At 67.8% G+C, this 18,310-nt stretch carries 19 protein-coding genes; 4 read left to right on the top strand and 15 right to left on the bottom strand.

All coding sequences use genetic code 11. The features are described 5' to 3' along the window. Positions 1-149: 149 nt before the first annotated feature. A complete protein-coding gene (locus tag F3S47_RS14095; RefSeq protein WP_150445916.1) occupies positions 150-746 on the top strand; it encodes a CAP domain-containing protein in 597 nt (198 codons plus the stop codon). Here the strand turns inward: F3S47_RS14095 and F3S47_RS14090 are convergent. From F3S47_RS14090 to hslO, 8 genes are all read right to left on the bottom strand, one after another. Then, positions 743-1,237: a L,D-transpeptidase family protein gene (locus F3S47_RS14090; protein ID WP_150445915.1), complete on the bottom strand. Its 495-nt coding sequence runs from the start codon at positions 1,235-1,237 to the stop codon at positions 743-745. The genes F3S47_RS14095 and F3S47_RS14090 overlap by 4 nt on opposite strands. A 76-nt stretch (positions 1,238-1,313) precedes the next feature. Further along, positions 1,314-2,513, bottom strand: a complete 1,200-nt coding sequence (locus F3S47_RS14085) for a class I SAM-dependent RNA methyltransferase (protein ID WP_223877832.1) — start codon at positions 2,511-2,513, stop codon at positions 1,314-1,316. Then, positions 2,510-4,363, bottom strand: coding sequence for an ABC transporter ATP-binding protein (locus F3S47_RS14080; RefSeq protein ID WP_150445914.1), 1,854 nt, complete (start codon positions 4,361-4,363; stop codon positions 2,510-2,512). The genes F3S47_RS14085 and F3S47_RS14080 overlap by 4 nt, the downstream gene beginning before the upstream one ends. Next, on the bottom strand, positions 4,360-6,210 hold the full coding sequence (locus F3S47_RS14075) for an ABC transporter ATP-binding protein (protein WP_150445913.1): 1,851 nt from the start codon (positions 6,208-6,210) through the stop codon (positions 4,360-4,362). The genes F3S47_RS14080 and F3S47_RS14075 overlap by 4 nt, the downstream gene beginning before the upstream one ends. A 66-nt stretch (positions 6,211-6,276) precedes the next feature. Then, positions 6,277-6,849 (bottom strand): LysE family translocator, encoded by a 573-nt coding sequence (locus tag F3S47_RS14070; protein WP_191090196.1) that lies wholly within the window; start codon positions 6,847-6,849, stop codon positions 6,277-6,279. Next, entirely contained in the window at positions 6,846-7,988 is a 1,143-nt protein-coding gene (locus F3S47_RS14065; RefSeq protein ID WP_150445912.1) for a CCA tRNA nucleotidyltransferase, read from the bottom strand. Before F3S47_RS14065 ends, F3S47_RS14070 begins: the two co-directional genes overlap by 4 nt. Beyond that, positions 7,979-8,566: an NUDIX hydrolase gene (locus tag F3S47_RS14060; RefSeq protein WP_150445911.1), complete on the bottom strand. Its 588-nt coding sequence runs from the start codon at positions 8,564-8,566 to the stop codon at positions 7,979-7,981. The genes F3S47_RS14065 and F3S47_RS14060 overlap by 10 nt, the downstream gene beginning before the upstream one ends. Further along, the gene (gene hslO / locus F3S47_RS14055) at positions 8,563-9,549 is read right to left on the bottom strand and encodes an Hsp33 family molecular chaperone HslO (protein ID WP_150445910.1); all 987 of its coding nucleotides are present in this window, start codon (positions 9,547-9,549) and stop codon (positions 8,563-8,565) included. The genes F3S47_RS14060 and hslO overlap by 4 nt, the downstream gene beginning before the upstream one ends. A gap of 70 nt (positions 9,550-9,619) precedes the next feature. Here hslO and F3S47_RS14050 point away from each other — a divergent pair, with 70 nt between their 5' ends. Continuing rightward, on the top strand, positions 9,620-10,087 hold the full coding sequence (locus tag F3S47_RS14050) for an NUDIX hydrolase (RefSeq protein ID WP_150445909.1): 468 nt from the start codon (positions 9,620-9,622) through the stop codon (positions 10,085-10,087). Here the strand turns inward: F3S47_RS14050 and F3S47_RS14045 are convergent. Beyond that, entirely contained in the window at positions 10,048-10,854 is an 807-nt protein-coding gene (locus F3S47_RS14045) for a hypothetical protein (protein ID WP_150445908.1), read from the bottom strand. The two genes, F3S47_RS14050 and F3S47_RS14045, sit on opposite strands and share 40 nt — an antisense overlap. 121 nt (positions 10,855-10,975) lie before the next feature. Here F3S47_RS14045 and F3S47_RS14040 point away from each other — a divergent pair, with 121 nt between their 5' ends. Further along, a complete protein-coding gene (locus F3S47_RS14040) occupies positions 10,976-12,199 on the top strand; it encodes an argininosuccinate synthase (RefSeq protein ID WP_150445907.1) in 1,224 nt (407 codons plus the stop codon). A 156-nt stretch (positions 12,200-12,355) separates the two neighbouring features. Here F3S47_RS14040 and F3S47_RS14035 read toward each other — a convergent pair whose 3' ends face one another. From F3S47_RS14035 to F3S47_RS14025, 3 genes are all read right to left on the bottom strand, one after another. Continuing rightward, positions 12,356-12,775, bottom strand: a complete 420-nt coding sequence (locus tag F3S47_RS14035; protein WP_150445906.1) for a DUF7282 domain-containing protein — start codon at positions 12,773-12,775, stop codon at positions 12,356-12,358. Positions 12,776-12,880: 105 nt separating this feature from the next. Beyond that, a complete protein-coding gene (locus F3S47_RS14030; protein WP_150445905.1) occupies positions 12,881-13,579 on the bottom strand; it encodes a sulfotransferase-like domain-containing protein in 699 nt (232 codons plus the stop codon). Next, positions 13,576-14,472, bottom strand: coding sequence for a D-amino acid aminotransferase (locus tag F3S47_RS14025; protein ID WP_150445904.1), 897 nt, complete (start codon positions 14,470-14,472; stop codon positions 13,576-13,578). The genes F3S47_RS14030 and F3S47_RS14025 overlap by 4 nt, the downstream gene beginning before the upstream one ends. Before the next feature lie 123 nt (positions 14,473-14,595). On the opposite strand from F3S47_RS14025, the gene msrA reads away from it, so the two are divergent. After that, positions 14,596-15,276, top strand: coding sequence for a peptide-methionine (S)-S-oxide reductase MsrA (gene msrA, locus F3S47_RS14020; RefSeq protein WP_150445903.1), 681 nt, complete (start codon positions 14,596-14,598; stop codon positions 15,274-15,276). A 55-nt stretch (positions 15,277-15,331) separates the two neighbouring features. Here the strand turns inward: msrA and F3S47_RS14015 are convergent, their stop codons facing one another. The 3 genes from F3S47_RS14015 to hemA all read right to left on the bottom strand — a co-directional run bounded on the left by F3S47_RS14015 (position 15,332) and on the right by hemA (position 18,297). Further along, entirely contained in the window at positions 15,332-16,279 is a 948-nt protein-coding gene (locus tag F3S47_RS14015; RefSeq protein WP_223877831.1) for a DMT family transporter, read from the bottom strand. Between the two features lie 226 nt (positions 16,280-16,505). Then, positions 16,506-16,994 carry a c-type cytochrome gene (locus tag F3S47_RS14010; protein WP_150445902.1) on the bottom strand — a complete coding sequence of 163 codons (489 nt, stop codon included), beginning with the start codon at positions 16,992-16,994 and terminating at the stop codon, positions 16,506-16,508. Between the two features lie 88 nt (positions 16,995-17,082). Further along, a complete protein-coding gene (gene hemA, locus F3S47_RS14005; RefSeq protein ID WP_150445901.1) occupies positions 17,083-18,297 on the bottom strand; it encodes a 5-aminolevulinate synthase in 1,215 nt (404 codons plus the stop codon). Positions 18,298-18,310 lie beyond the last annotated feature (13 nt).

Raw genomic sequence — 18,310 nt, 5'->3', positions numbered from 1 at the left:
TAACTGCTCGAACGAGAATGGCTTAGGCTCACGCGAGGGACGCCGCAATTCACGGGCCCGTGCGACCGGCACCTTCCCGCCCATCTGGGTTTGAAAGGCCACGCCGGAGGGAGTAAGCCGCCGTCCGAAACGTCACACTGAGGTAGGCGATGAAGCGGACTCTGGTACTCGGCGCGGCCCTGCTGGCGCTTGCGGCATGTGGCGGGCGCGGCCCGCAGGTGGCCATCGGGCCGGACGGCCTGCCCCTGCCCCAGATCTACCGCATCGCACCGGAAGAGGCGGACGCCGTGCAGATCCGCCTGCTCGACAGCGTGAACACCCTGCGGCAGGCCCAGGGTCTTACGCCGGTCCGCTACGATCCCCGCCTGAACTCGGCCGCCGCGACGCACGCCCGCGACATGGCCGTGCAGAACCGGCCCTGGCACTTCGGGTCGGACGGCTCGTCGCCGCTCGATCGCGCGCGACGCGTCGGCTACGGCGGCTTGATCCTTGGAGAGACGATCTCCGAGAGCTACGAGTCCGAGATCGAGACGCTAGGCGCCTGGATGGAGCAGCCGGACACGCGGGAGGTCATCATGGACCCTCGCGCCCGACAGCTGGGCTTCGCCTGGTACCAGGAGCCCGCGGGCAAGCTGTGGTGGACTCTGGTCATGGGTACAGAAGCGATCCAGGCACCACGTCCCGCCCCGACGCCCGAGGCCTCCGCTCAGCCCGCCGTCGCCCCGCCGCTGCGGCCGGGCGCCTAGGGGTAGATCGTGATCGGCGTTCCGTTCGGGACCATCGCGTAGATCTTCTCGATGGCCTCGTTCGAGACGGCGATACAGCCCGCGGTCCAGTCGTCGCGGTCCGCGAAGAGACTGGGCGTTCCATGGATGAAGATGTCGCCGCCGGGCTCGAGCTCCATCTCGAGCGCGCGGGCCACGTCCTCGGCGTCAGGATAGGAGATTCCGACGGAGAGGTGATATTCGCTGTTCGGGTTCCGCCGATCGATGAAGTAGTGGCCCTCGGGCGTGCGCCCGTCGCCCTCGAAGGTCTTGTGCCCTGTGGGCGCGAAGCCGAGTTCGAACTCGTAGCTCTCGAGCGTCTGATCGTGGTGCATCAGGTAGAGACGGCGCTGCTCCTTGAAGAGCAGGACCTGGGTCACGGCCGGGCCGTTGTAGGTCAGGAACTTCGACGGCGGCGCGCAGGCAGCCAAGCCGACGAGCACCGCAAGCAGTACAAATATCCGAACGCGCATGAAACTGCCCCTCTGCCCAAGCGCTTTTTCGAAGTGTTTACACGAGACGCTACGTCCGGTGTAGCTCCCCAGGCGGTCACAGACGCGTGAAGGCGGAAACCAGCTCGACATGCGCGGACCAGCGAAACTGGTCCACGACGGTGATCGGTCCCATCTCGAAGCCGGCCTCGACTAGAACGCGGGCATCCTGTGCGAAGGTCGCCGGGTTGCAGGAAACCATCACGACCCGTCCGAGCGACGAGGCAGCAACCTGCGCGACCTGCGCGCGGGCGCCTTTCCGGGGCGGGTCCAGAACGGCGGCCTCGAAACGCGAGAGCTCATCGGCGCGCACCGGCTCCCGGAAAAGATCGCGGGTCTCGGTCGTGACCCGCTTCAGCCCCTTCGCATGCCGCCATCCGTGGTCGAGCGACTTGAGCATCGGTCCGAAGACCTCGACGGCATGGACCTCCGCCCGCTCCGCCAGTGGGAGCGAGAAGGTCCCGCAACCGCTGAAAAGGTCGATCACCCGCCTCGCGTCTCCGACGGCCTCGGTGACACGCGACACGAGGGCCTGCTCGCCCTCCCGCGTCGCCTGCAAGAACGCGCCCGGAGGCGGAGCGACCTCCGCGCGGCCCATCCGGTGGAAGGGTGGCGTGCGCGTGACGATTGGCTCGTCTTCCCAGACGAGGCGCGAGAGGGACTGTTCCTGCGCGAAAGCCGCCAGCTCCATCCGCAGCGCCCCGTCGAGCGCCTTGCCGCCCGAGATCAGCAGATCGGGTCCCGTCTCGGTCTCGGTGACGGTGTAGGCCACCTCGCCCTTCCGGCTCGCGATGCGACGCGTCAGGGTCTCGAGCGCGGGCAAGAGCTCGACCAGGGCGGGGCGGAGAACCTTGCACGAGGGGATCGGCACGATCTGGTGAGTCCGCCGTTCATGAAAACCGACGAGCGCCCCGGACTTGGTCCTGCGCCCGGCGATCTTGGCCCGGCGGCGCGTGGCGGGCGGAGAAGTCTCGACGCCCGCGATCTCGGCTGAGAGACCGTTCCGGGTCAGGGCGTCGCGCACCATCCCGGCCTTCCAATCGGCGACGAAGGCATCGCTCGCATGCTGGATGACGCAGCCCCCACAACGCGCGAAATGCGGACAGGGCGGCGCGGCATGCTCCGCCGCGCGCTCGATTACCTTGCCGCCCGCCGTCACGGCGTCGCCGGGCAGGGCAAAGGGCACCAGCGAGCCATCCTCGGCCCGGCCGAGGCCCGAGGGTGCCAGCCCCTCGATGGCGAGCGCGGTGTCCGTCACTCCGCCGCCTCGCGTGCGAAGCCTCCGGACTGCCGATCCCAGAACCGGGCATAGAGGCCGGCGCGGGCGATCAGCTCGTCGTGGGTGCCTTCCTCGGCGATGCGGCCATGATCCAGAACGATGATCCGGTCCATGTCGGAAATCGTCGAAAGCCGGTGCGCGATGGCGATGACGGTCTTGCCTTCCATCGCCCGCTCCAGCGCCTCCTGGATTGCCGCCTCGACCTCGGAGTCGAGCGCCGATGTGGCCTCGTCCAGCACGAGGATCGGGGCATCCTTGATCATCGCCCGGGCGAGCGCGATGCGCTGCCGCTGACCGCCGGAGAGCTTCACGCCCCGCTCGCCGAGATGCGCCTCGTAGCCCTGGCGACCCTTGTGATCCTCCATGTCGAGAATGAACTCGTGCGCCTCGGCCTTTTCCGCCGCCGAGATCAGCTCGTCCTCCGTCGCCTCCGGTCGGCCGTAGACGATGTTGTCCCGCGCGGTCCGATTGAACATGGCAGTCTCCTGCGTGACCATCCCGATGGCCGCGCGAAGGCTCTCCTGCGTGACCTTCGAGATATCCTGCCCGTCGATGGTCACCCGTCCCTTCTCGGGGTCGTAGAGCCGCAGGAGTAGCGACAGCAGAGTGGACTTGCCCGCGCCGGAGGCACCGACGATCCCGAGTTTCTCGCCGGGCTTCACCGTAAGGCGGATGCCCTCGACGCCACCCACGTCGCGGCCGTAGCCGAAGGTCACGTCCTCGAAGACGATCTCGCCTTTATCCACCTTCAGTTCGGTGGCGTCGGGCGCGTCGACGAGCGTGTGAGGCGGGGTCAGCGTGTGCATCCCGTCCTCGACCTCGCCGATGTGGCCGTAGATGGCGAGTAGGGTGAAGCTGATCCAACCGGTCATCTGCGCGAGCCGGATGGCGACGGAGCCCATGGCGGCGATGTCGCCCGGGGTCACGCCACCGGCCTCACCCATCCAGATGCCCGCCCCCACGAGCGCGATCGGCAAGGTGCCCGCGAGAAAGACGAGACCGAGCCGGAACAGGGCCGAAACCCGGCCGAACTCGACCGAGCGCTTCTCGAAGTTCGCCATTTCCTCGAGGGCCGCCTCATCCTCGTGATCCGCCCGGGCAAAGAGCTTCACCGTCTTGATGTTGGTGATCGTGTCCACGACCTGGCCCGTCACCATGGCCCGTGCAGCGGCCCGCGCCTTGGAGCGCACGCGGATGCGCGGCAGGAAAACCCGCAGGAAGAAGGCGTAGGCGGCGAACCAGACGATCACGATGGGCATCAGCCAGAGGTTGACCGCCCCGACGAGGATCAGCGCGCCGATCACCGAGGCGAGCCCGAAGAGGATCGCGTTGACCGTTTCGACCACGGCCTCTGTCAGCGACCGCGCCGCCTGCATCTGCTTCTGTGCCAGGCGCCCGGCGAAATCGTTGTCAAAGAACGTCACCGCGTGGCCCAGCGTCCAGCGATGCAGCCGCGAGAGCGTGAGCGTGAAGACGGAAGGGTTGATGACGACTGCCTGGAACGTCGCCGAGGCGCCGAAGAAAAGGGGACGGAGGATCAGCAGGGTCACCGCCGAAAGAACGACGAGCCACCAGTAGTCCGCCCAGAACTGCGCCCAGCCGGTGGCGGCGGCGTCCACCGCCTCGCCCAGCAGCCACATGGTCAGAACCTCGGAGGCGCCGGTGAAGGCCGAGATGAAGGTCGCGAGCGCGAGGATCGGCCAGGCGCCCTTCAGGCACCAGGCGATGAAGCGCCAGAGCGTCCGCGGCGGCGGTCCGTCGGCGGGCTGAACGCTCTGGATCAGGTTCGCGGCCCAGTGGATCCAGCGATCGTATAGTCGTCTTATCATTCCGCCGCCTCCGTCTCCGTCTCGCCGAGGAACCCGCCCGACTGCCGCGCCCAGAGCCGGGCGTAGAGCCCGCCCTGCGCAAGCAGCGCCTCGTGCGGGCCGTCCTCGATCACGCGTCCGTCCTGCATCACCACGATCCGGTCCATCCGCGCGATGGTCGACAGCCGGTGCGCGATGGCGATCACCGTCTTGCCTTCCATCAGGCCATAGAGCGTCTCCTGGATCGCCGCCTCGACCTCGCTGTCGAGCGCGCTCGTCGCTTCGTCCAGCACAAGGATCGGCGCGTCCTTCAGCATCACCCGGGCCAGCGCGATCCGTTGCCGCTGCCCGCCCGAGAGCTTCACGCCGCGCTCGCCAACCTGCGCATCGTATCCGCGGTTCCCGTGCCGGTCCTCGAGATCGACGATGAAGTCATTCGCCTCGGCCTGACGCGCGGCGGCGAGCACCTCGTCCTCGCTTGCCTCGGGACGACCGTAGAGGATGTTCTCACGCACGGACCGGTGCAGGAGGGAGCTGTCCTGCTGCACCATGCCGATGGAGCGGCGGAGGCTCTCCTGCGTGACCGAGGAGATGTCCTGTCCATCGATGAGGATCTGCCCGGACTCGGCGTCATAAAACCGGAGAAGCAGCTTCACCAGGGTCGATTTGCCCGCACCCGAAGGTCCGACGAGACCCACCTTTTCACCGGGTGAGACGGTGAGGTCGACGTCGTCGAGTCCGCCGACCTCGCGGCCGTAGTGATGCGAGAGGTGCTCGATTTCGATCCGGCCCTCGGTGACCTCGAGGTCCTGCGCGCCAGGCGCATCCTTGAGCGTCACGGGCGCGCTCGTCGTCTGCATTCCCTCGGCGACGATGCCGAGCTGCTGGAACAGATTGGTGACAGCCCACATGATCCAGCCGGTCATCCCGTTGAGACGCAGCACCAGCGCGGAGGCCGCGACGACGATCCCGAGACTCGCCTGACCGGTGAAGAACAGGCCCATCGCCCAGCCGACGACGCCGACGATCAGGACGCCGTTCAGGAACACGAGCATCCCGTTCATCAGCGAGTAGACCTGCATCTCGCGCCCGAAGGTGCGGCGGACCTCCTCGATCGCTTCGCGGCCGTACTCGATCTCCCGGTCGTGGTGCGCGAACATCTTCACCGAGTGGATGTTCGTATACCCATCCACCAGCCGCCCGTTGAGCTGCGACCGCGCCTCGGACGAGGCCTTGGACCGAGGCGCCACGTTGCGCACCGCCCAGACCATCAGCGCGGCGTAGAGCGCGAGCCAGATCAGCAGGGGCAAGAGCAGCCGCGGATCGGCGCCGGAGAGCAGGACCGCAGCGCCGATGGCGTAGGTCACGGCGTAGGCAACCGCATCGAAGACCTGGAAGGCGACCTCGTTCGCGGCGGAGGGCGTCTGCATCACCCGGTTCGCGACGCGCCCGGCAAAGTCGTTCTCGAACCAGCCGACCGACTGGCGCATGACGTGCCGGTGCACGCGCCAGCGGATCAGGGTCCCCCAACTTACGCCGACGCCGTGGTTCAGGATCAGCTCGTTCAGGACCTGCACCGCCGGCCGGATCAGAAGGATGAAGACGGCGACCGCGATGAACTCTGGCCAGTTCTCAGCCCAGATCTCCGCCGGCACGCCGCCGGACAGCAGGTCGGTCAGCTCGCCGAGGTACCAGATCATCCAGACCTCGGTGATCGCCACGAGAGCCGTGATGAAGGCCGTCGCCGCGAAGACACGCCGAAACGGCCCGGAGAAGGACCGCAGGTACGGCACCAACCGGGTCGGGGGGGCGTCGGTCTCCTGATACGCGGTATAGGGATCGACGAGGCTTTCGAACCATCGGAACATCGGGCCTCTCGGGAGACGGGCGGCCACCGGCCACCCGCGTGCCTGCGGGATATAGACCGTCTTCCGTCAGAGGAAAACCAGCCCCGCGAACGCCGCGAGGGCAACCGCCATCCCCCGCATGAAGAGCCGCCATTTGGCTGGGTCCGAGAGCAGGCGCGAGAGCAGGCTGCCGGCGGAGGTCCAGAACAGGCAGACGCCCAGGTTGATGACCGAGAATGTCAGCCCGAGTGTCGCCGCCTGACCCAGGGGCCCGAGCTCGGCCACGAAGGCCGTCGCCGCCAGAGCCACCGCCCAGACCTTGGGGTTCACCCACTGGAACAGCACTGCCTTGGTCAGGGTGAAGGGCCGCTCCGCCTCGCGGCGCACCGGGTCCGAGCGCCAGAGCTGCACCGCCATCCAGAGGATCCAGAGACAGGCAACGATCTTGAGGGCGAGCGTGAGCCCGGGCCGGGCCAGCAGCAGCGACCCGACACCAAGCCCGGTCACGAAGCTGGTGACGCCGACGCCGAGGGCGACCCCCAGCAAGTGCGGCACCGTCCGGCGGAATCCGAACCTCGCGCCGGAGGCCGTCAGCAAGATCACGTTGGGACCGGGCGAGAAAAGGCCCAGGAAAACGAACCCCGCGAGCGGACCGATCACTTCAGCAACTCGTCTCTGTTCAGGCGGAAATCGCTATCGATCCATCGCTGCTCGGTCTCCCGGAGCGCCCTCCCAAGGGCCGGCCCCTGGTATCGCTCGGCCAGGTCAGCAGAGCTGATGGGGAAATTCTGGCGCGCCCCGCGCCGAACGTCCTCGGCGAGGTTCGGGTCGAAAAAGCCGCCCTGAAGCGCCCCTCGCACGAGCAGCGCGTCCAGCCCGGCGTCCGCGCCCATCCGGTACCCGAGCTCGGCCGCAGGCGCGCTGCCGCTCGCCGCCTCCTGGAGGGCTCTCACCTGCCGGGCCTCCGCTCTCGAAAGCCGCAACAGCTCGTCCTGCCCGTCACCGCCAAGGACCGCCAGTCGCCGTGGCCAGTTTGCCGCCAGGCCCACCATCCCTTCGAGATGCACGAGCGGCGCGAGTCCGGCGGACGAGGTCCCGGGCAGGACGCGCCAGAGCACACCGGCCTGCTCCATCGCCGCAGTCGCGGGGGCCGGGTCGGGCGCGGCAAGCAGTTTGCGCATCTCGTGGCCGATCCGTTCCCGCGAGAGGCCTTCGATGCCATCCGCCTCGGAGGCGCAGGCGGCGAGCCCCTCCTCGTCGAGGTCCTCTCCGTACCAGGCGTGGAATCGGAAGAAACGGAGGATGCGAAGATAGTCCTCGCGGATGCGGTCATGCGGATCGCCGATGAAGCGTAGCCGCCGCGCTTCGAGGTCGGGCAGCCCCCCGACCGGATCCGTAACCCGCCCGTCCGGCGCCGCGTAGAGCGCGTTCATTGTGAAGTCCCGACGCCGCGCGTCCTCTTCCAGCGAGTCGGCGAAGACCACCACGGCGCGCCGACCGTCCGTCTCCACGTCCCGGCGGAAGGTCGTGACCTCGAAGGGCCGGCCCTCGGCGACGACCGTCACCGTCCCGTGGTCGATCCCCGTCGGAACCGGCTTCAGCCCGGCGGCCTCGGCCAGCTCGATGACGCGCTCGGGGTGGGCCTCGGTGGCAATGTCGAGATCCGTCGCCGGCATATCGATCAGCGCATTGCGCACGCAGCCCCCGACGAACCAGGCCTGGTGACCGGCATCGGTGAGCATCGCGCAGACCTTCTGGGCCTGGGGGTTCTGCAGCCAGTCGGCCTCGATCATTCGCATGACATCCGCCCCGCCAGTCCGCGCAGGATCCGCGCCGTCGCGCCCCAGATGTAATAGGGGCCCCACGGCACGGTGTAATAGTGTCTGACCCGGCCCTGCCAGAGCCGACCCTCGATCCGGAAGCGGGCCGCGTCGGTGACATGGCCGAGCGGCACTTCGAAGACCTCGGCGACTTCCCCGGCCTCGGGCACCGGGTCGAATGTTCCGTGGATCAGGGCCATGTAAGGCGTGATCGTGAAACCCGTCACCGTCTCGTGCGGCGGCAGGGTGCCGAGAAGCTCGACGGAGGCCGGATCGAGCCCGATCTCCTCGCGCGCCTCGCGGAGAGCCGCCTGCTCCGGCGTCTCGTCATCTTCCACCTTTCCTCCCGGAAAGGCGATCTGGCCCGGGTGATGCTTCAGAAGCGAGGATCTTTGGGTCAGGACGACCCGCCCCGCCTCGGTCACGCCGACGAGGACCGCCGCCGGACGCAGGATGCGGCCCGGCGGCAGGTGGACGTCGGCGTTCAAGTCGTGGTCGGAGGACCCTTCACCGGCGGCCGAAAGGGCCGCCGTCAAACGCTCGCGCAGCCCGCTCACGGATCCTTCGTCGCTTCGAATCCCAGCGTTTCGGGATCGAACTCGTAGTGCGCCCCGCAGAACTGGCAGTCCGCCGTGACGATGCCGTCGTCGGTCGTCATGTGGCGGATGTCCTTGGCCGAGTAGATCGACAGGGTCTGCCGCACCTTCTCGGGCGAACAGGAACACCCGAAGGCCACGGGCTGCGGGTCGAAGACGCGCGGTCCCTCCTCGTGGAAGAGCCGGACGAGCAGTTCCGTCGGCTGCACCGAGGGTCCGATCAGCTCCAGTTCCTCGACCGTGTCGAGCAGCATGTTCGCGCGGCCCCAGTTCTCTTCCTCGTCGCCTTCGAGAATGTCCGAGGGCTCCATCAGCCCCTCTTCCCCCGAGCCACCACCACCGGCAAAAGGAGAGGCGGCGGGCATCACCTGCAGCATCACGCCGCCTGCGCGCCAGGTCTCGCCCGTGCCGGGCGAGGACGAGCGGCCGTAGCTGAGGGCAAAGCGCGTCGGCAGCTGCTCGGACTGCGCGAAATAGGTCTCCGCACAGGCCGAGAGCGACCCGCCGGCGATCGGCGTGATCCCCTGGTACGGTGTCGTCCCCTCGCCCTGGTCGATGAGGATGGCGAAGTAGCCCTTGCCGATCAGGCCGAAGGGCTCGGCGCTTTCGTGCAGCCGGTCCGCGTCGTAGGAAGCATAGGCACGCACATGCGCGGGCTCGCCTTCGGAGGGCGGCGCGTAATAGTCCGTCGCGATCAACCGCGCGGGGCCGTCGCCTCGCACCTGCAGCGAGAGCTTCCAGCGAAGCTTGATCGTCTGGCCGATCATCGCGGTCAGCAGAGCCATCTCCGCCACCAGCGATTCGATCGGCGCAGGGTAGTCATGCTGCTCGAGCACCCGGTCCAGCACACCGTCGAGCCGCGCCACGCGGCCGCGGATGTCCGAGCGGTCGAGCTGGAACGGCAGCACGGTGTCGTCCCAGGCGATCTGAGAGCCGAGGGTCATGGTCTTTCCCATCTTGTCGGGGCTTGGCATACCGCGTCCATATAATCGCGGCAACGCAAGGTGAAACCCCATGATCCCCCGCTACGGCGAACCGGTCCGCCCCGGCATCCGCTACCGCCCGCGCCCGGGGGCCTACGCGATCCTGCCGCGCGGCGGCAAGTTGCTGGTCACCTTCCAGGCCGAACCGGAACCCGAGTTCCAGTGCCCCGGCGGCGGGATCGACCCGGGCGAAGGACCTGTCCGCGCGTTGCACCGGGAGGTCTACGAGGAGACCGGCTGGCTGATCGCCCGGCCGCGCCGGATCGGAGCCTATCGCCGCTTCGCCTACATGCCGGAATACGACAAGTGGGCCGAGAAGATCGCCCACCTTTACGTGGCCGTCCCCGTCCGCCGTCTCGGGCCGCCGACCGAACCGGGACATACCGCGCTCTGGCTCACGCCGGAGGAAGCACTGGAAGCCGTCGCCAACGACGGCGAGCGGGAGGCGCTGAAGCGCCTCTATTCGACCAGGGGCCGATCTTCGATCAGGTGGCCGTAGAGGGTCGTGAGGATCGACAGACCCACCAGCGCGGTGAACCAGCTGACGACGATGTTGACCAGCAGGGCCACGAACGAGGCGCCAAAGGGTACGGCAAGGAGCCCAAGGACGAGGTTCAGCAGGATCGTGAGCACGCTCACGCCCAGGATCGTCGACCCGAGCCGCCCTGTCGCCTTCCAGCTATCGCGGATCGTCAGGCCCCGGCCGACGGCCACTGCCGGCAGGACCATCGCCCAGCGCAGCCAGAGGTAGCTCGCGAGCACGCCGAAGACGGTGCTGAAGACGGCGGTGGCGAGAACCGGCGAACCGGCCAGCAGGGGCCCCAGCAGCAGCCCGCCGATCAGCGAAACCGGGATCATCACGACAATGAGCAGGATCGCCACCAGGAGCGACCGCCATAGATAGGCGCCGACCGGTTTCCCGGACGGGCTGGGAAGCGCGGGGGGATATTCCTCGAGCAGGATGAATCGATGCCACACCACGGCGGCCCAGCTGAAACAGAGGATCGAGATCAGCGCCGCCAGAAGCAGGAAGATCATCAGCGACCCGACGTTCTGCAATGCCTCGGGCGGCAGGTCTTCCTGCGCCAGGGGGTCGCCCCCGGGACCGGAGAGCGCGGAAAGCGCCTCGACGTCGATTCCCAGTACGGCGAAGAGCAGCATCACGGCGACCGCTCCAGCGACCAGCGGCGCCAGCGTGGCCTTCAGCGCGTCGCCGAGGTTGTTGAGCACCATCAGGATCGCGTGCCTGAGGATCTGGACCGCCATCGCCGTCTCCTTGTCCGGGTCGCCGGGACCGTGGCCCGCGCCCCGTCAGCGGTCAAGGCGCCAGCTTGCCGTCAGGGGCGTTTCCCGCTACCCCCTGCCTCCGTCAGAAGACGGAGAACCCATGCCCGCGCCGAAGAAAGTCGTCCTCGCCTATTCCGGCGGCCTGGACACCTCGATCATCCTCAAGTGGCTCCAGACCGAATACGGCTGCGAGGTCGTGACCTTCACCGCCGATCTCGGCCAGGGAGAAGAGCTCGATCCCGCCCGCAAGAAGGCGGAGATGCTCGGTATCAAGCCCGAGAACATCTACATTGAGGACCTCCGAGAGGAGTTCGTGCGCGACTTCGTCTTTCCGATGTTCCGCGCGAATGCGCTCTACGAGGGGCTGTACCTGCTGGGCACCTCCATCGCGCGCCCGCTGATCTCCAAGCGTCTGGTCGAGATCGCGGCCGGGACCGGCGCCGACGCCGTCTCCCACGGCGCAACCGGCAAGGGCAACGACCAGGTCCGGTTCGAACTCGCCGCCTATGCGCTCGACCCCGAGATCAAGGTCATCGCGCCCTGGCGCGAGTGGGACCTGACCTCGCGGACGAAGCTCCTGGAGTTTGCCGAAAAGAACCAGATCCCGATCGCCAAGGACAAGCGGGGCGAGGCGCCCTTCTCGGTCGATGCGAACCTCCTGCACACCTCGTCCGAGGGCAAGGTGCTGGAAGACCCGGGCCAGGAGGCCCCCGACTACGTCTACCAGCGCACCGACGACCCCGAGACGGCGCCCGATACGCCGGAGATGGTCGAGATCACCTTCGAGAAGGGCGACGCCGTCGCAATCGACGGCGAGGCCATGTCGCCGGCCACGATCCTCACCAAGCTCAACGAACTGGGCAAGCTGCACGGCATCGGCCGGCTCGACCTCGTCGAGAACCGTTTCGTCGGCATGAAGTCCCGCGGCATCTACGAGACGCCCGGCGGTACGATCCTGATCGAGGCGCACCGCGGGATCGAGCAGATCACCCTCGACAGCGGCTCGGGGCACCTCAAGGACTCGCTGATGCCCCGCTACGCGGAGCTCATCTACAACGGCTTCTGGTTCTCGCCCGAGCGCGAGATGCTCCAGGCGGCGATCGACAAGAGCCAGGAGCCCGTCTCGGGCACCGTCCGGCTGAAGCTGTACAAGGGGTCGGCCCGCACCGTCGCCCGCTGGTCGGAGAACTCGCTCTATTCCGAGGCGCACGTCACCTTCGAGGACGACCTCGGCGCATACGACCAGAAGGACGCCGCCGGCTTCATCCAGCTGAACGCCCTTCGGCTGAAGCTGCTCGCCGCGCGGAACAAGCGGATCAAGTGACGCTCCCGGTACGGGCGATGGACTCCGCCCGGGAGCGGGTGACCGGGGACAGGTATGGCCCCGGTCGCGAAGAACCGGCCGACGAGGGATTCAGCGACCGGTTCCCCGTGAACCGACCCGCGCGGAACTGACAGACGCGCGAGCCGGATTCCTGACTTACTGGGCGGTGATCGTGGTCATCACCAGTTCGTCCTCGATGCGGATCGGGCCGTCCTCGGTCGCGCCGAGCGTGTACTCGAAGACACCCGTCTCGTTGCCGCCGGCCTCGGAGTGGACCATGAGCATCAGCATATCGCCCGAGGCGACGTCTTCCTGAAGGATGGCGCTGACGTCCATGTTCTCGCCCATCTTGAGCGGGGCGTAACCCACGACAGGGCCCGGGGCCATTTCCTCGTCGGTGCGGTGCACGACCAGCCAGCCATTCTCAGCGGCGGTGATCGACTCGGCGGTCACGGTGCCGCCCGAGACGTCCTGGTCGCTGGCGGTCACGGCAGGAGCCATCTCCTCGTGTCCCGCGGCAAGCGCGATGGTGGCGGAGGTGGCATAGAGGCCGACGGTCAGAAAAGTGCGAAGCATTGTTCATATCTCCATGTTACCGCGCCCCGATTTCGAGGCGTCGGTTCAAGACACGGAGAGCAGCCCGGAAGAGTTTCGGGGCCTGCAGCATTTTTTCTTCGAGCGTCAGATCTTGAGGGAGAGCAGTTTTTCGTAGTGCGGCATGGCCTCTTCGGCCAAGGCCGCGTCGCGTCCGGTGAGCTCCGGCAGGTCGCCCTCGGCGCCGGCAAAGCCGGTGCTGCGGTGGATCGCCTCGTACCAGTGCGCCGCCCAGACGCCGTCGGACCGGTGACCGCCCTCGGGCCAGCGCAGCATCTCCGGCCGGTAGTCCAGCCCGATCGCCTCGCAGAGCCGCCGCAGCGTGGCGCCCGGATCGGCGCGAATGTCGGCGCTGTCGACGACGACTCCTCCGACCTTGTCGAAGATCTCGGCCTGCTGGTGGAAGCCGATGTCGTCGGCCGTCACCTCGTCCCGCTTGTCCGAGTAGCTTGCGATCACCCGCGCGGGGTGGCGCAGGAGGTGAACATGCGTGCAGCTCTCGGCCCAGTCCAGCGGGAAGTCCGGCAGCATGTGGAGGGCCATATGCTTCATGTAGTAGTGGCTTTTTCCCTCGGGGATCGAGCCGCCGCACATTGCGCCGACGAGGTTCGGGTCGGTCTCGTGGCTCGCGATGATCTCGTCCCGCATCGGGTCGGCGCGGCCCGTCCGCACGAGGTAGGGCGCATAGAATGGCTCGTCCCAGACGGCGCAGTCGCCGCGGGCCGCGAAGGCGTACATCATCGCGGTCGAGAGGTTCCGCGGGCCGGACCAGCAGGCGATCTTCATGCCGCGATCAGCTCCTTGTAGAGTCCCCGGATCCGCTCCGTCACCGGGCCGAGGCGGCCCTCGCCGATACGCCGCCCGTCGATCTCGCCCACCGGGGTCTGCGCTCCGAAAGTCCCGGTGAGGAAGGCCTCCTCGGCAGAGTAGGTGTCCACCAGCGAGAAGTTCCTCTCGAAGACCGGGATGCCGTTCGCACGGCAGAGGTCGATCACCTTCCGCCGCGTTATCCCGTTCATGCAGTAGTCGCCGGTAGAGGTCCAAACCTCGCCCTTGCGGACGATGAAGAAATTGCAGGCGTTGGTGGTGTTCACAAAGCCATGCACGTCGAGCATCAGTGCTTCGTCGGCCCCGGCCTTCTCGGCGGCGATGCAGGCGAGGATGCAGTTCAGCTTGGAATGCGAGTTGAGCTTCGGGTCCTGCGTCATCGGCAGGCCACGCTGGTGCGGCACCGTCGCCAGCCGGATAGGGCGCGGGATCGACGGGGTCGAATGCTCCATGATGATGACCATCGTCGGCCCCTGGCGCGATAGCGACGGGTGCTGGAACGGCCGGTGCTTGATCCCGCGCGTTACCATCAGGCGGGCATGGGCGTCGGTCTCCATCCCGTTCGCGGCGCGGGTCTCTTCCAGCGCGTCGGCGATCCCCTCGCGGTCGAGCGGCAACTCGAGGTCGATGGCCTTCGCCGCCTCGAACAGGCGGTCGAGGTGGTCGTCCATGAAGGCCCAGCGCCCGTCGTAGAGGCGCAGCCCCTCCCAGATGCCGTCGCCCAGCATGAAGCCGGAATCGTAGACGTTGACGACCGCCTCGGGCCGCGGCTTCAGCACGCCGTTGACCCAGACGAGAACCTGCTCGTTCCGGACATCCTCGACGCTGGCGTGGGTGCTTACCTCTGTCATGGCGGAACGCTACGGGGGCGATCCGATTGTTCCAAGGAGTAAAACGCCCGTGACGTCACGCCCGGGTGACTGGACGGACCCGTGTCTTGGGCACACCGTTCCGGCAAGCAAGGAGGATAGCCCATGGCGACGATGAAATCCTGTCTGAAGAGCGGCCTTCTGATCGCGGGAATCGCGGCGGGCAGCTGGCTGAATGCGGACAAGGCCCGCGCCCAGGACGAGCAGTACCCGGCGACGATCACCGTGGCGGGCGGCTGTTTCTGGTGCGTCGAGGCCGATTTTGAGAAGGTCGAGGGCGTCGGCGACGTCGTCTCCGGCTTCACGGGCGGCGACGTGGAGAACCCGACCTACCGGCAGGTGACCGGCGGAGGCACCGGCCATTACGAGGCGGTCGAAATCCCGTTCGACCCCGACGTGGTCGATCGCCGACAGCTCTACGACCTGTTCTTCCGCTCCATCGACCCCACCGACGACGGCGGCCAGTTCTGCGACCGCGGCCCGAGCTATCGTACCGGCATCTGGGTCGACGACGCGGAGGAACGCGAGATCGCCGAGGCGGCGAAGGCGGCGGCCGAGGAGGAACTCGGCCAGGAGATCGTCACCCCGATCTACGACGAAGCGCCCTTCTACCTCGTCGACGAGTACCACCAGGACTACTACAAGAAGGACGAGATCATCCTCACCCGGCGGGGCCCGAAGTCGAAGGCCAACGCCTATGATTTCTACCGCGAGGCCTGCCGCCGCGACGAGCGCATCCGGGAGCTCTGGGGCGACGACGCGCCCTTCCTGCCCTCGCAGGCGTGAGGACCGTCCAAATTTGGACGTGGGGTCATGTCCCTGAAATGGAACGCTAAAAGAGTTAACGCCCCCCGCGTCGCCGGCGCGGGGGGCGATCTGCGCCCGGCTGCCGCTCGCGGTGGAAGACGTAGAGCCCCGATGCCAGGATGATGGCGATACCGACCCAGGTCAGCAGGTCCGGAAAGTCTCCGAACACGAAGTAGCCAAGCGCCGTCGCGCCGAGGATCTCCAGGTACTGGAAAGGCGCGAGCAGCCCGGCCTCGGCCCGGCGGAAGGCCTCGGCGATGAGTACGAAGCTCGCCGCGGCAAAGACGCCGGCCCCGGCGATCGCGCCCCAGGTCCAGGCGGGACGGTTCAGCGGCGTGACCTCGATCAGGCCCAGCGCGCCGCAGGCCGCCACGACGACCACCATGCCACCCGCGGCGTAGAGCGTTGCGCCGCACTGGATCGTCAGGCCCGACCGCTCGCGGCTGGCGTAGCGCAGCACGATCATGTTCAGCGCATAGGTCGTCGCGGCCAGCAGGGGCAGCAGCGTCGCCCAGCCGTAGGTCGAGAAGCCGGGCCGGATCACCACCATTGCGCCAAAGAGCCCGACGCCGACGGCGACAAGCCTCCTCGGACCGATCCGCTCGCCCAGCAGGGGCACGGCGAGCAACGTAAGGATCAGCGGCTCGGCGAAGAAGATGGCGATGGCCGTCGCGATGGGCATGACCGCGAAGGCACCGATCAGGCTGGTGAGCGTGATCATGATGAGCCCGCCCGAAAGGGCCACCACCGGCGAGAACATCGGGCCCTGGAGCCGGTGCCGCAGGAGAAGCCCTACGAGGACGAGGCAGACCGCCTGGGCCAGCAACCGCCACATGGTGACCTCGACCGGACCGATGGCGCCGGTGAGGGCCTTGGCGAAGGTATCGCCCACCGGCAGCAGCAGCATGGCGACGATCATGCAGATCAGCCCCGCGTTCGCGGCGAGCGCCGAAACGGGGCGGGTATCGGTGGGCTGGCTCATGGCATCACCTCGTGACGATCTGTCCCCTCGCGGTCGCGGGGGCGTCCGGGCGTGCAGGACGGAAATGCGGCGATCCGGACCGTGACGCCATCACGGACCATCGAGGGCCGGGTACGCCGGGGTCACCGTGGAGGTCAAGCGGCGCGCGCGGCGATCGGGCATGCGCCGAAACGAGAAGGGCCGCCCTGGCGGACGGCCCCCTCGGATAGTCAGGTCGGGCGCTGGATCAGCTGCCTTCGCCCTCACCTTCTTCGGCCATCTCGCCCTCTTCCGGCGGGGCCAGCGAGTGCAGGTAGGCGTAGACGTTCTGCGCGTCTTCCTCGGAGCGCAGCTGGAACGCCATCTTGCCGCGGGCGCGGCGGTCGTCCAGCACCTCGCGCAGCCAACCGGTGGGGTCCTGAACGTAGGCGACGAAGTGCTCCTCGTTCCACTCCATGTCGAGGCCGTCCTCGGCGCCGACCTGGGCCAGGCTGTCGGAATAGCGGAAGTCCTCAATCGAGGCGACCTGCCGTCCGGCCACACCGTAGAGGTTCGGCCCGGTCTGGGCGTTGCGGCCCGCGAGCGTTTCGCCGGAGTCGTCGACGACGACGTGGCAGGCGACACAGTTGCGGTCGAAGATTTCCTGGCCCGCCGAAGCGTCGCCGGCGGGGCCGTCCTGGGCGAGGGCCGGTGCGGCCAGCAGGCCGAGGGCGGCGGCAAATGTCATGGTCTTCATAGTCGTCCTTCCTCCGTTGGATCTTGAACGCGACTCCCCAGTCGGGGTGCGATGGTAGGGCATTCACGGGTTGCGTAAAGAGCGGGCGTCACGCGACGGCATGGGCCAGCGCACACTGCTTCCACAGATGGCTCAGCGCGACGACGAGCCGGTCGATTTCGGCGTCGGTGTGGAGCGGCGAAGGCGTGAAACGCAGCCTCTCGGTGCCCTTCGGGACCGTGGGGTAGTTGATCGGCTGCACGTAGATGCCCCATTCCTCCATGAGGTAGTCGGCGAGCATCCGCGTCTTGACCGGGTCCTTGATCATCACCGGCACGATGTGGCTCTCGTTCCGCATATGCGGGATCCCGGCCCGGTCGAGCTCGGCGCGCAGCCGGGCGACCTGCGCCTGGTGGCGCCGGCGCTCGTCGCCGCTCTCCTTGAGGTGCCGGATCGAGGCCCGGGCCGCCGCGGCGACGGCGGGCGGCAGGGCCGTGGTGAAGATGAAGCCGCTGGCGAAAGAGCGGATGAAGTCGCAGAGCGCGGCCGAGCCGGTGATGTAGCCGCCGACGACGCCGAAGGCCTTGCCCAGCGTCCCCTCGATCAGGGTGATGCGGTCGGCGATCCCCTCACGTTCGGAGATGCCACCGCCGCGGGGGCCGTAGAGGCCCACGGCGTGCACCTCGTCGAGGTATGTCATCGCGCCGTAGCGCTCGGCCACCTCGACGATCTCCCGGATCGGGGCGACGTCGCCGTCCATGGAATAGACGCTCTCGAAGGCGACGATCTTGGGCGCGTTCGCGGGGAGCGCCGCGAGCTTGGCCTCGAGATCGGCCACGTCGTTGTGCTTCCAGATCACCTTCTGCGCGCGGGAGTGGCGGATGCCCTCGATCATGCTGGCATGGTTGCCCGCGTCCGAGAGGATCACGCAGTCCGGCAGGCGCGAGCCGAGGGTCGAGAGCGCGGCCCAGTTCGAGACGTAGCCCGAGGTGAAGAGCAGCGCCGCCTCCTTGCCGTGCAGGTCCGCGAGTTCGGCCTCCAGCAGGAGGTGGTCGTGGTTCGTGCCCGAGATGTTGCGCGTGCCCCCGGCCCCGGTGCCGCAGCGCTGCACCGCCTCGGTCATCGCGGCGATCACCTTCGGGTGCTGGCCCATGCCGAGGTAGTCGTTCGAGCACCAGACGGTCACGTCGCGCACACCGTCCTCGCCGTGGTTCGCCGCCTTCGGGAACTTGCCGCACTTGCGCTCGAGCTCGGCGAAGTAGCGGTAGTTGCCCTCGGCCTTGAGAGCGTCGAGCTGGGTGGTGAAGAGCGCGTCGAAATCCATTGCGTCGTCCTTG

The organism is Histidinibacterium aquaticum, assembly GCF_008710275.1.
Lineage (GTDB): Bacteria > Pseudomonadota > Alphaproteobacteria > Rhodobacterales > Rhodobacteraceae > Oceanicola > Oceanicola aquaticus.
This window is presented reverse-complemented; position numbering and strand designations above follow the sequence as displayed.

Bases quoted from the DNA above. Each gene is read 5' to 3' on its own strand.
- F3S47_RS14095 (WP_150445916.1), top strand. From the start codon at position 150: ATGAAGCGGACTCTGGTACTCGGCGCGGCCCTGCTGGCGCTTGCGGCA.
- F3S47_RS14090 (WP_150445915.1), bottom strand. From the start codon at position 1,237: ATGCGCGTTCGGATATTTGTACTGCTTGCGGTGCTCGTCGGCTTGGCT.
- F3S47_RS14080 (WP_150445914.1), bottom strand. From the start codon at position 4,363: ATGATAAGACGACTATACGATCGCTGGATCCACTGGGCCGCGAACCTG.
- F3S47_RS14075 (WP_150445913.1), bottom strand. From the start codon at position 6,210: ATGTTCCGATGGTTCGAAAGCCTCGTCGATCCCTATACCGCGTATCAG.
- F3S47_RS14065 (WP_150445912.1), bottom strand. From the start codon at position 7,988: ATGCGAATGATCGAGGCCGACTGGCTGCAGAACCCCCAGGCCCAGAAG.
- hslO (WP_150445910.1), bottom strand. From the start codon at position 9,549: ATGACCCTCGGCTCTCAGATCGCCTGGGACGACACCGTGCTGCCGTTC.
- F3S47_RS14050 (WP_150445909.1), top strand. From the start codon at position 9,620: ATGATCCCCCGCTACGGCGAACCGGTCCGCCCCGGCATCCGCTACCGC.
- F3S47_RS14045 (WP_150445908.1), bottom strand. From the start codon at position 10,854: ATGGCGGTCCAGATCCTCAGGCACGCGATCCTGATGGTGCTCAACAAC.
- F3S47_RS14040 (WP_150445907.1), top strand. From the start codon at position 10,976: ATGCCCGCGCCGAAGAAAGTCGTCCTCGCCTATTCCGGCGGCCTGGAC.
- F3S47_RS14035 (WP_150445906.1), bottom strand. From the start codon at position 12,775: ATGCTTCGCACTTTTCTGACCGTCGGCCTCTATGCCACCTCCGCCACC.
- F3S47_RS14030 (WP_150445905.1), bottom strand. From the start codon at position 13,579: ATGAAGATCGCCTGCTGGTCCGGCCCGCGGAACCTCTCGACCGCGATG.
- F3S47_RS14025 (WP_150445904.1), bottom strand. From the start codon at position 14,472: ATGACAGAGGTAAGCACCCACGCCAGCGTCGAGGATGTCCGGAACGAG.
- msrA (WP_150445903.1), top strand. From the start codon at position 14,596: ATGGCGACGATGAAATCCTGTCTGAAGAGCGGCCTTCTGATCGCGGGA.
- F3S47_RS14015 (WP_223877831.1), bottom strand. From the start codon at position 16,279: ATGAGCCAGCCCACCGATACCCGCCCCGTTTCGGCGCTCGCCGCGAAC.
- F3S47_RS14010 (WP_150445902.1), bottom strand. From the start codon at position 16,994: ATGAAGACCATGACATTTGCCGCCGCCCTCGGCCTGCTGGCCGCACCG.
- hemA (WP_150445901.1), bottom strand. From the start codon at position 18,297: ATGGATTTCGACGCGCTCTTCACCACCCAGCTCGACGCTCTCAAGGCC.